The 11,391-nt window shown below is 60.6% G+C and carries 11 protein-coding genes; 10 read left to right on the top strand and 1 reads right to left on the bottom strand.

Going from position 1 to position 11,391, the window contains the following annotated elements; genetic code table 11:
- Nucleotides 1-129: 129 nt before the first annotated feature.
- The 10 genes from HLUSI_RS26435 to HLUSI_RS0101300 all read left to right on the top strand — a co-directional run bounded on the left by HLUSI_RS26435 (nt 130) and on the right by HLUSI_RS0101300 (nt 10,855).
- Entirely contained in the window at nt 130-939 is an 810-nt protein-coding gene (locus HLUSI_RS26435) for a hypothetical protein (protein WP_238533890.1), read from the top strand.
- Between the two features lie 124 nt (nt 940-1,063).
- Nucleotides 1,064-2,242 carry a DNA topoisomerase IB gene (locus tag HLUSI_RS0101340; RefSeq protein ID WP_016832246.1) on the top strand — a complete coding sequence of 393 codons (1,179 nt, stop codon included), beginning with the start codon at nt 1,064-1,066 and terminating at the stop codon, nt 2,240-2,242.
- Nucleotides 2,215-2,856, top strand: a complete 642-nt coding sequence (locus HLUSI_RS0101335; protein ID WP_016832245.1) for a chemotaxis protein CheA — start codon at nt 2,215-2,217, stop codon at nt 2,854-2,856. The genes HLUSI_RS0101340 and HLUSI_RS0101335 overlap by 28 nt, the downstream gene beginning before the upstream one ends.
- Nucleotides 2,857-2,938: 82 nt before the next feature.
- Nucleotides 2,939-4,735: a methyl-accepting chemotaxis protein gene (locus tag HLUSI_RS0101330; protein WP_016832244.1), complete on the top strand. Its 1,797-nt coding sequence runs from the start codon at nt 2,939-2,941 to the stop codon at nt 4,733-4,735.
- A 39-nt stretch (nt 4,736-4,774) separates the two neighbouring features.
- Complete coding sequence (locus HLUSI_RS0101325; RefSeq protein ID WP_016832243.1) at nt 4,775-6,382, top strand: methyl-accepting chemotaxis protein; 1,608 nt, start codon at nt 4,775-4,777, stop codon at nt 6,380-6,382.
- An 11-nt stretch (nt 6,383-6,393) separates the two neighbouring features.
- The gene (locus HLUSI_RS0101320) at nt 6,394-6,951 is read left to right on the top strand and encodes a chemotaxis protein CheW (RefSeq protein WP_040503016.1); all 558 of its coding nucleotides are present in this window, start codon (nt 6,394-6,396) and stop codon (nt 6,949-6,951) included.
- Nucleotides 6,952-7,047: 96 nt separating this feature from the next.
- Complete coding sequence (locus HLUSI_RS0101315; RefSeq protein WP_016832241.1) at nt 7,048-7,884, top strand: CheR family methyltransferase; 837 nt, start codon at nt 7,048-7,050, stop codon at nt 7,882-7,884.
- Between the two features lie 7 nt (nt 7,885-7,891).
- Nucleotides 7,892-8,467 carry a chemotaxis protein CheD gene (locus HLUSI_RS0101310; RefSeq protein WP_016832240.1) on the top strand — a complete coding sequence of 192 codons (576 nt, stop codon included), beginning with the start codon at nt 7,892-7,894 and terminating at the stop codon, nt 8,465-8,467.
- The gene (locus HLUSI_RS0101305; RefSeq protein WP_016832239.1) at nt 8,464-9,618 is read left to right on the top strand and encodes a protein-glutamate methylesterase/protein-glutamine glutaminase; all 1,155 of its coding nucleotides are present in this window, start codon (nt 8,464-8,466) and stop codon (nt 9,616-9,618) included. Before HLUSI_RS0101310 ends, HLUSI_RS0101305 begins: the two co-directional genes overlap by 4 nt.
- Before the next feature lies 1 nt (nt 9,619).
- Complete coding sequence (locus HLUSI_RS0101300) at nt 9,620-10,855, top strand: EAL domain-containing response regulator (RefSeq protein ID WP_016832238.1); 1,236 nt, start codon at nt 9,620-9,622, stop codon at nt 10,853-10,855.
- A 29-nt stretch (nt 10,856-10,884) separates the two neighbouring features.
- Here the strand turns inward: HLUSI_RS0101300 and folK are convergent, their stop codons facing one another.
- The gene (folK, locus tag HLUSI_RS0101295) at nt 10,885-11,385 is read right to left on the bottom strand and encodes a 2-amino-4-hydroxy-6-hydroxymethyldihydropteridine diphosphokinase (RefSeq protein WP_029362985.1); all 501 of its coding nucleotides are present in this window, start codon (nt 11,383-11,385) and stop codon (nt 10,885-10,887) included.
- Between the last annotated feature and the right edge of the window lie 6 nt (nt 11,386-11,391).

Raw genomic sequence — 11,391 nt, 5'->3', positions numbered from 1 at the left:
AGGACTGGTTCGTTGAATTAGGATGCCATAATCCGGCGCGCGGAGCTGGAAGCCAGACTGAATGGATATCTGGAGCAAGCCGCGCAGCCGCAGCCGGACAACATTGTGGCGGCTCCCGTCGCCGCTGCCGTGTCAAATGCAGCAGATGCACCGATTGCAGTCGCAGAGGATGGCGCAAATGCAGGCGCAGTCGCCAATCCGAACTGGCATCTGTCGTTGCGTTTCAGCCCCGACGTCTTGCGCGACGGCCTCGATCCGTTGTCCTTCCTGCGCTATCTGCTGACGATGGGCAGCATGGTGTATGCACATGTGATCGATCTCGCCATCCCCGCCGCCGACGACATGGATGCGGAGCTGTGCTATCTCGGTTTTGAAATCGGCTTCGCCAGCACCGCCGGGCGGGAGGAGATCGATAGCGTATTCGAGTTCGTGCGTGAGGGCAGCGACATCGTCATTCTGGCGCCGCACAGCCAACTGACGACATATGGCCATTGGTTGCAAGGCTTGCCGGAGCGCGCGGAAGTCGCCCTGCATCTGTTGCAATCGGGAGCGCTCACCGCTGCGGAATGGCGCCAGTTGCAGCTTGATGTCGCCGAGGCTGATGATCTGGTCACGACTGAGAAGAGGCCCGGCGTCGTGCCGTCGCAGATACGGGCGGCTATCCCGGCCCTGCGCCAGCGCGGCGGCGAAGAAAAGAAAAGCCATGAACAGAAATTCATCAAGATCGAAGTCTCCAAACTCGATCAGCTGATCGATCTGGTGGGTGAGCTGGTGATTGCCGGCGCCGGCGCCAGCCTGGTGGCAAAGCGCAAGAAGGATCAGCGTTTCGAAGAAGCCACGCAGGTGATTTCCGGATTGGTGGAGCAGATACGCGACGCCGCGCTGACGCTGCGCATGGTGCAGATCAACGAAGTGTTCCAGCGCTTTCCGCGCGTGTAGGAAAAGCCTCACAACCGTTATCTGGTCGCGCCTACATTGCCATCCCCGCAATAGGTCGATAATCGACGCAGCCCCGGAATTCCTCGGTCCGCAAACGCAAGTCCTCTTGAAGAAAGACCTACGTATGCACGCCCAACTTCATCGCCACGCTGACTGCGGCCCCACCGTCCCGGAGTCCACCCCGACCGCCAAACAAATCGCCCGCGAAGGCGGCCTGCGCTACGTCAATGACGACACGCCCGGCATTCTGCGCAGCCGCAGCGACGGCAGCGATGGTGAATTCATCTATACCGATGCGCACGGCAAAACCATCCACGACGAAGCGACTCTGGCGCGCATCAAGGCCATGGCGATTCCGCCGGCATGGGAAGAAGTATGGATCTGCCCATGGGCCAACGGCCATATCCAGGCCACCGGCCGCGACTCCCGGCAACGCAAGCAATATCGCTATCACGCGCGCTGGCGCATCGTGCGCGACGAGGTGAAATACCAGCGCATGATCGCCTTCGCGCAGGCATTGCCGCAGATCCGAAAATGCCTGGAACACGATCTGAAGAAGCACGGCCTGAACAAGCAGAAAGTGCTGGCCACGGTGGTGTACCTGCTGCAGGCCACGCTCATGCGCGTCGGCAACGATGAGTACGCGCGCAACAACCAATCCTTCGGCATCACCACGCTGCGCAATCGCCACGTCAAGGTCGATGGCGCCGACATCAAATTCCATTTCCGCGGCAAGAGCGGCGTCCAGCATTCGATCAAGCTGCACGACCCCTACATGGTGCGCATCGTCAGGAAGCTGCTCGACCTGCCCGGCCAGGACCTGTTCCAGTATCTCGACGAAGACGGCAAGACGCACACCATCGGCTCGGGCGACGTCAACGACTACCTGCACGAGATCACCGGCGAGGATTACACCGCCAAGGATTTCCGCACCTGGGCCGGCACGGTGCTGGCGGCGCTGGCGCTGGATGAATGCCGGCAATTCGATTCACAGGCGCAGGCCAAGAAAAACATCGTGCAGGCGATCGAACACGTCGCCAAGAAACTCGGCAACACGCCCACCATCTGTCGCAAGTGTTATGTCCATCCGGACGTGATTTCATCGTATCTGGACGGCATGACGGCAGGCCGGCTCAAGGAGCAGGTGCGCGACAACCTGGTGCAGGAAATGCATGCGCTGAGTCCGGAAGAAGCGGCCGTGCTGGCCGCGGCCTGGACAAGGAACGGATCCTGCGCAAGGCGGTTCAGCAGGGACTGGCAACGCCGGATGCCAGTTTGTCGGAGCGTGAAATTTTCCGCCTGATATTCGAACCAGGTTTTTCGACCGCCGAACAGGTGACGTCGCTGTCCGGCCGTGGCGTCGGAATGGACGTGGTCAAGCGTAACATCGACGCGCTGCAAGGCGAGGTCGAGATCTACAGCAATCCCGGCCAGGGCACCATGGTGTGCATCCGTCTGCCGTTGACGCTGGCCATCATTGCCGGTTTCCAGGTCGTGGTCGGTGGCGCCGTTTTCGTCATTCCGCTCGACCTGGTGGTGGAATGCATCAACCTCTCCAGCCATCAGGTGCACAACAACGTGGTGACGTTGCGCGACGAGCCGTTGCCCTTCATTCCTTTGCGTGAACTGTTTGATTTGCCGCAGCGCGAATCGTCGCGCAAGAGCCTGGTGATCGTGCAATACGGACCGCTACGTGCCGGCCTGCTGGTCGACAACCTGCTGGGCGAATGCCAGGCGGTGATCAAGCCGCTCGGCAAGCTGTTCAGCAAGGTGAAGGGGCTGAGCGGCTCGACCATTCTCGGCGATGGTCGTGTCGCATTGATTCTGGATGTGCCGCATCTGATTGCGCATACGGGAAGAATGGAGCAGGCCGAGGTACGCCGCGCCGAGAACCGGATGAGCGCGGCGAATGACTGATGGAAACAAGCAGGCGCAACGGCAGGACTCCGTCCACCGCGACGCCGACAAGGAAGACAGAATGCAGAACAGGGGAGTAGTCATGAAAAACAAACTGACGCAACGAATGAGTATCCGGCAACTCTTTGTCTGGCTGGTGATCGTTCTGGCCGTACTGATGGGATCGATCGTCAGCGTTACGCGCGCACTCAAGGAGGCCAACACCAACCTCGACCTGGCGCATGAATCGCGCTACTACTCCTTCATGCTGGCCAATGAAATGCGGCGCAGTTCGGAAGACCTGACCAAGTTCGGTCGCGCCTACGTGACGACGGGCGACCCCAACGACGAAGAGCGTTACTACATCGTTCTCGACATCCGCAATGGGAAGCGTCCACGTCCGAAAAGCTATGAGCGCGTGAATCTGGACCTGGTAATGGCCAAGCAGCTCAACGCCATGCCGGCCGACCCGGCGGTGCCGCTGATCGACCTGATGAAACAGGCCGGATTCACCACGCAAGAGCTGGCGAAAATGCAGGAAGCCAAGATCAATTCGGATACGCTGACCAAAATCGAGATTACGGCTTTCAATGCAGTCAAGGGGCAGTTCGATGACGGTGCCGGCAACTTCACCGTGACCGGCGCACCCAACCAGGCGATGGCGCAGGAGCTGATGTTCGATCAGAACTACCGCACCATGGTGGGGCGCATCATGGTGCCGATCAACGATTTCCTGCGCATGGTGGACGAGCGCACGCAGAAACGTGTGAGCGTGGCGCAGAATCGTTACTCCGAGCTGGAGATGGTGATATTTTCCTTGCTCGGCGCATCGATGCTGCTGTTGCTGGTATGCCTGTTCTTCACCTACCGCGTGATTCGTTCGCAGCTCGGCGGCGAGCCGCGCGACGCCATGAATGTACTGCGCAAGGTGGCGGAGGGCGACCTGACCGTCAAGGTGCCGGTTTCGCAAAAAGACACCGGCAGTGTTTTGCACAGCACGCAGCAGATGATCGCCAAATGGACCGCGGTGATCGGCGACGTCAACGGTACCGCCAGTTCGCTGGCTTCGGCGTCGGAGCAGATTTCGGCGTCGTCGCAGGCGCTCAGCAAGAACGCTTCGCAGCAGGCCTCCAACGTGGAAGAGACCAGCGCTTCGGTGGAGGAGATCACCGCCACGATTGCGCAGAACGCCGAGAACGCCCGCGTTACCGACAGCATCGCCAGCAAGTCCGCCAGTGCTGCAGTGGAGGGCGGCGAAGTGGTGCGCGAAACGGTGTTGGCCATGCAGCAGATCGCCGGCAAGATCGGCATCATCGACGACATCGCCTACCAGACCAATCTGCTGGCCCTGAACGCGGCCATCGAGGCAGCGCGCGCCGGTGAGCACGGCAAGGGCTTCGCGGTGGTGGCGGCCGAGGTGCGCAAGCTGGCGGAACGTTCGCAGACCGCCGCGCAGGAAATCATTGCGGTCGCCGAGAACAGCGTCAGCCTGGCCGAAAAAGCCGGCCATTTGCTGGACCAGATGGTACCGTCGATTCGCAAGACCGCCGATCTGGTGCAAGAAATTTCAGCTGCTTCGCGCGAGCAGTCGGCGGGACTTGAGCAGATCAACGATGCCGTGCATCAAATGGCGCAGACCACGCAACTGACCGCGTCTGCTTCCGAAGAATTATCATCAACCTCCGAAGAAATGAGCGCGCAGGCCATGCAATTGCAGGAGCTGATCCTGTTCTTTCAGGTCGGTGAAGAAAAGCGCCCGCAGTCGAAGAAGGCAACGAATGCCGGCAAGATGATCAATGAGTCGCCGGCGATCAGCACCAAGTTCGTCAAGCCGGCCCGCATCTCGATGCTGGACGGCGGCGACGATCCGATTGACGAATCTTCGTTCAAGCGCTTTTGACCGGCATGCCGGGATCGGTTGAGGCAAGGAGGAATTGTGATGAAGCTTTCCAGCAAGCTCGCAGTCTGTTTTGCTTTCGGCGCCCTGCTCACAGCCGCGGTCGGGGCCGATGGCGTGCTCAACCTGTTTCGCGTCAACGCCATGTTGCAGGAAGTTTATACCGCCAACCTGTTGACGATCGTCAATCTCAACAATGCCAACAAGATCGCCGTCGACATCGCCACCTCCATGCAAAACATGGAAAAATCCGAAGAACGCGTGGAGCGGCAGCGCATCGCGGATGTGCTGAAATATCGCCTGAAGGACCTTGGCCAGGCTTATGACGGCTACAAATCGACCACCGTCACGAGCGAGCTGGAGCGCACCTTGCAACAGCAGGCCGATGTGCTGCTCGACGCTTACGTCAAACGCGTCAATCAGCGGCGCGAGCAGTTGTTGCGCGACGAAGACGCCAAAGGCAATCCTGATTCCCTGCGGATAGAGTCCGACAGCCTGCGTTCGCAACTGGCGGCGCTGGTGGACGAAAACGTGCATCAGGCGAAGGCGAATAAAAGCCGGGCCGCCATACTCGAACGCAAGACGCTCGGGGAAGTAGTTGCCGTCACCGCGCTGGCGCTGCTGATTGCGGTGGCACTGACGCTATATATGCGCCGCATCTTTGCACGTCAGATCGGCGGCGATCCGCGGGAAGTCATGCGCATACTACGCAAGATCGCCGACGGCGACCTGAGGGTGCAGTTTGCCGTCGGCAAGCATGGACAAGGCAGCGTTCTGCACAGCGCTCAACGCATGCTGAGTCAACTTTCGCAGGTGCTCAGGGACGTCAACACGGCTGCGGCGACGCTGGCGTCGGCGTCGGGACAGCTGACCGCAGCCGCCGAACAGCTCAGCAAGAATTCATCGCAACAAGCAGTCGATTCCGAAGAGACCAGCTGCTCCATCGGCCAGATTTCGGCGACGGTCAGCCAGAACACCGCCAACGCCAACCACACCAACGTCATCGCCAATGAATCCGCACGCGCCGCCACGGAAGGACGCGAGGCCGTACGCGAGACGCTGGAAGCGATGCACCAGATCGTCGCCAAGATCGGCGTGATCGACGACATCGCCTATCAGACCAATCTGCTGGCGCTCAATGCCGCCATCGAAGCGGGCGCGCGGGGCGAAAACGGCAAGGGCTTTGCCGTCGTCGCCAACGAAGTGCGCAAGCTGGCCGAGCGTTCGCAGATCGCCGCTCAGGAAATCGTTTCGGTATCGGACCACAGCGTCGGCCTGGCTGAAAAGGCAGGTACGCTGCTCGAAGGCATGCTGCCGTCGATCCAGCAAACTGCCGATCTGGTCGACGCGATCTCGCTGTCGGCGCGCGACCAGAACGCCAGCCTGGTGCAGATACACAGCGCCATCGGCCAGATCACGCAAGCCATCCAGCTCAACGCGGTGGCCTCCGAAGAATTGTCGGCGACCTCGGAGGAGATGAACGAGCAAGCCCATCAGTTGCGTGAACTGATGGGCTATTTTTCGCTGGATGTGTCTGATCATGAGAATGAATCGGAGACGCCGAAGGGGCCTGTACACGAAGGAAAATACCGCGTCGCTGCCGCTGCAGCTGCCGACGGAAAAATGGCAACGGTGTTGTCGGATGTTTGAGGAGTACATGCATGCCAAGTTTGTCGCTTAACGGCGAGTTGTCGTTCGCCAGGACGCAGTATCAGGAATCGGTGCAGAGCCGCCAGTTCCTGACCTTCGTACTGGGCGAAGAAATGTTCGCCATGCCAATTGAAGATATCCGCGAAATCATTGAATTCAGCAGCCTCACCGAAGTGCCGCTGATGCCGAGTTTTTTGCGTGGCGTGATCAACCTGCGCGGCGCCGTGGTGCCGGTGATCGATTTGTCGGTGCGCTTCGGCAGGGCGCAGACGGCGGTCGCCAAGCGTACCTGCATCGTCATCATGGAACTGATGCAGGAGCAGCAGGGTTTGCTGCTGGGCGTGATGGTCGATGCGGTGCGCGCGGTGCTGACCGTCGAGGATGAAAAGATAGAGCCGCCGCTGTCGTTCGGCGCCCGCCTGCGTGCGGACTTCATTGAGGGCATGATCAACATCAAGGATCGTTTCGTGGTGGTGCTCGATGTCAAAGCGGTGCTGTCGGTGGACGAGTTGTCGACGCTGATCGGCGTGGCTGCCGTGGAAGAACTGTCGGTGCCGCCCGGACAGTAATAATTGACAAGACGCCGCCTGTCGTCGGCGGCGTCGTGAAGTGGCAGAAACAATCAAAGCAACCGTAGCAACCGTAGCGACCGTCAACCGGGGATCATGCAGATGAGTTCCAGCATCGAGTCAATGGCACTGGATGTCAGCGATCAGGAAATGCTGTTGTTCCAGCAGCTTTTCAGGGAGCACATCGGACTGTACCTGCCGTTTTCAAAAAAAGCGCTGCTCTGCAGCCGCCTTTCGCGTCGTCTGGGCGAACTGAGTTTGTCCAGCCTGAAGGAATACCACTCAATGATCTCGCGGCCGCAGGAAGAGGCGGAGCGGCAACGTGCGATCGACCTGATCACCACCAACGAGACTTACTTCTTCCGCGAGCAAAAACACTTCGACGCCTTGCGCGACCAGATCCTGCCGCAGATCGACCGGCGTCATCCGCTCAAGGTATGGAGCGCCGCCAGCGCGACCGGTGAAGAAGCCTATTCCATCGCCATGTTGCTGGACGATCAGCGCAGTCAGCATCCGTGGAGCGTCCTCGCCTCCGACATCAGCCTGCGTGTGCTGTCGTTCGGTCGCCGCGCCTTGTATCCGATGGTGCGGGGTGAGTTGATTCCGCCGCCGTATCTGTCGCGCTATTGCCTGCGCGGAACCGGCGAGTACGAGGGTCATTTTCTGATTGACCAGAAGATCCGCAAACGCGTGACCTTCGAGCAGCGTAATCTGCTGAGCTTGCCGGCCGAGATGGATGGGCAGTTCGACGTGGTGTTCCTGCGCAACGTCATCATTTATTTCGATTTCCCGACCAAGGTCGATGTCCTGCGTTCCGTGGTCAGCAAACTGCGTCCGGGCGGCTGGCTCGTCGTCGGCCATTCCGAGTCGCTGCACGGCATGCCGCTGGAGTTGCAGATGCATGCGCCTTCCATCTACCGGCGGCTGCCATGAGGCTGCCATGACGCAACGCATCTTCGTCAATTTGGGAGAAGTGTATTTCGGCCAGGGCGACCTGCAGGTCGAGACACTGCTCGGCTCATGCGTGGCCATCACGTTGTGGCATCCGGTGCGGCATTTTGGCGGGCTATGCCATTTCGTTTTGCCGGAGCGTCGCTACGCGGTGAGACCGGATGCGAACGGCGAACACTTGCATGAAACGCCTGACGGTCGTTACGGTGACGAAGCGCTGTCGCGCTTGCTGGAGCAGGTGCGGCAACACGGCACGCGCATCGCCGATTACACGGTCAAGGTATTCGGCGGCGGCAACGTGCTGGGCTTGCCGCCGACCAAGCTCAGGATCGGCCAGGCCAATGCCGACTTCGCGCTCGACATTCTGCGCCAGCATCACATTCCGGTAACCGCGCAGGACGTTGCAGGCGAAGGCTATCGCTATCTGCGCTTCGATCTCAACAACGGCGACGTCTGGGTCAGGCGCGGCCACGGCGTATCGCACGACATGGAAAAAGTCCCTGCTGCAGCTGTAGCTGCAGGCAGACCGCAGCGCACTGCAGTGTCTGGCAAGGAGCGGACATGACGATCAAGGTCATGATAGTCGACGACTCGTCGGTCGTACGCCAGGTCATCCAGGATCTGCTGGAGCCCTGTCCTGACATCAACGTCATCGCGACGGCGCCGGATCCGATTTTTGCGATGGCGAAAATGCGCGCCAACTGGCCTGACGTCATCGTGCTCGACATTGAAATGCCGCGCATGGACGGCATCACCTTCTTGCGCCAGATCATGGCGATACGGCCGACGCCGGTGGTGATCTGTTCGTCGCTGGCCGAGCGTAGCGCGAGGGTGACGATGGAGGCGCTGGCGGCCGGCGCGGTCGGCATCATCACCAAGCCGCAGTTGGGCATACGCGATTTCCTGCAGGACAGTTCGGATGAGCTGATCGCGGCGATTCGTGCTGCTGCGCATGTTCGCTTGCGACATGCGCCGACTGCGGTGAATGCCGCAAATGTGGTGAACGCGGCGGGCGGCGTGAATTTTGGCAATGAGGCCGAGCGCAACGCGCGTCATGATGCCGTCGCAGCGGGCATCGTCGACGGCAGCCGCTTCACGGCTGACGCCGTCCTGGATCCGCCCGGCTACCTCGACGGACTGATTCCCGTCACGCCGAGAATCATCGCCATCGGCGCCTCGACCGGCGGTCCGCAAGCGCTTGAGAAAGTATTGCGCGATTTGTCCGTGGATTGTCCGGGTCTTATCATCGTGCAACACATGCCGGAAAAATTCACGCTCAGTTTCGCCAAGCGCCTGAACGCCATTTCCGTCATCGAGGTCAAGGAAGCCGAGCACCACGACCTGGTGTTGCCAGGACGCGCACTTGTTGCACCGGGCGGCTCGCATGTGATGGTCAGGCGGGATGGCGTGCAGTACTATGTAGAAGTGGTCAACGGCCCTCTCGTCAGCCGTCACAAGCCATCGGTGGACGTCTTGTTCCGCTCCGTCGCCAAAACTGCCGGCAAGAATGCAGTCGGCATCATCATGACCGGAATGGGCGACGACGGCGCGCGTGGCATGAAAGAACTGCGCGACGCGGGCGCGTCAACGTATGCACAGGATGAAAGCAGTTGCGTGGTCTTCGGCATGCCCAAAGAGGCGGTGTTGCAAGGCGGCGTAAGCGACGTGATTTCTCTCGAGACCATGTCTTCCGTGATCAACCACTATGGCCACTAACATGATGCCCTATACCATTGAGACCTTGCTGATTGTCGACGACAGTTCCTTGCAACGTTTGCATACCGTGGGCCTGATGCGCGAGCTCGGTGTGGAAATGATCTATGAAGCCGGCGACGGCCAGGAGGCGCTCGATCTGCTGGCCTTGCTGAAGCTGCCGCCGAGCCTGGTGATCGTTGATCTGGAGATGCCCGGCATGGACGGCGTCGAATTCATCCAGCACCTGCAGGAACGCAAACTGAACTTCCCCATCATCGTCGCTTCCAGCCGCGAGACTTCCTTGCTGGCGTCGGTCGAGACCATGATCGAGGCGCTCGGCATGCATGTGCTGGGTGCGCTGCAAAAACCGCTTAACCAGGAAAAGATCCTCGGCGCGCTGAAGTCGTTCGACGGCAACCTGGCGCTGCCGGCCAAAGACGACGCGTTGCCCTCCGTGTGCGAAACCGAATTGGCGGCGGCGATCCGCAACGGCGACATCGTTGCCTTCTATCAACCCAAGGTGGATATCCGCACCGGCATGCTCAAGGGCGTCGAGGCGCTGGCGCGCTGGATGCATCCGACCAACGGCATGGTGCCGCCCGATCGCTTCATTCCGCTGGCGGAACAGAGCGGCCTGATTCACGAACTGACCTTGTCGATGCTGACCCAGGCGATGGCGCAGGCAGCTTTGTGGAACGAGCGCGGACTGCCGTTGAAGGTGGCGGTGAACCTGTCGCCGTTGTCGCTCGACATTCCCGGCTTCGCGCAAAAGATCGTTGACCTGTTGGCGCAGCATGACTTGCAGGCGGACCAGATGGTGCTGGAAATTACCGAGGGTTCGGTGGTGGCCAATCTTGGCATGGCGCTCGGTACGCTGGCGCGACTGCGTCTGAAGGGTTTCGGCCTGTCGATTGACGACTACGGCACCGGCTTCTCGTCGATGCAGCAACTGGCGCGCATTCCGTTTACCGAACTGAAGATTGACCGCTCGTTTGTGCATGGCGCGCATTCGCGCCAGAACTTGCGCGTGATCCTGCAATCGGCGCTGGACATGGCCAAACGCCTGGAGCTGGTGACGGTTGCCGAGGGTATCGAGACGATCGAGGACTGGCGTTTGCTGCAGGAGTCGGGGTGCTCGATAGGGCAGGGCTACCTGATCGCCAGGCCGATGCCGGCCAACGATCTGCCGGTATGGCTCAAAGGGCATCATCGCCGTTTGGGAGAACTGCGTCCTCTCGCGGGCAGCGCCGAGACCTGAGCTCTTTGCTCAGATCAACGCAGGCGAGTTCAGATAAGCAAGTCGATCGCCTGATCCCGCACTTGCACGAGCAGGTCGCGGGTCGCGCCGACGCCGGGAATGCTGGCGTCCGGGGCGATTTCCGACAAGGGCACCAAGACGAAGGCGCGCTGCGCCATGCGCGGATGCGGCAGCGTCAGCACGTCGTCCGCAAGCTGCAGTTCACCGTACAACAGGATATCGAGATCGAGGGTACGTGGCGCATTGCGGTAAGGACGTTCACGCCCGTGCGCCAGTTCGATGGCTTGCAAGGCCGCCAGCAGCGCATGCGGCGTGAGTGTGGTGTCGAGCTGCGCGACGGCATTGACGTAATCGTCGCCGCCGGCGTCAACCGGTGCGGTGCGGTACAGGTGCGATTGTGCGCTGAGGGTTGTGTCGGGCAACAACGCCAGGCGGCGCAGTGCATCTTCCACCGTGGTGCGGGCGTCGCCCAGGTTGCCGCCGATGCCGATAAAAGCGCGCACCGCTACGGCTGTTGCCGCAGACGTCATGCGTCG

It is taken from the genome of Herbaspirillum lusitanum P6-12 (assembly GCF_000256565.1).
GTDB lineage: Bacteria > Pseudomonadota > Gammaproteobacteria > Burkholderiales > Burkholderiaceae_D > Herbaspirillum > Herbaspirillum lusitanum.
Note: the sequence above shows the minus strand (reverse complement) of the source record. Positions and strands in the feature narration are given on the sequence as shown.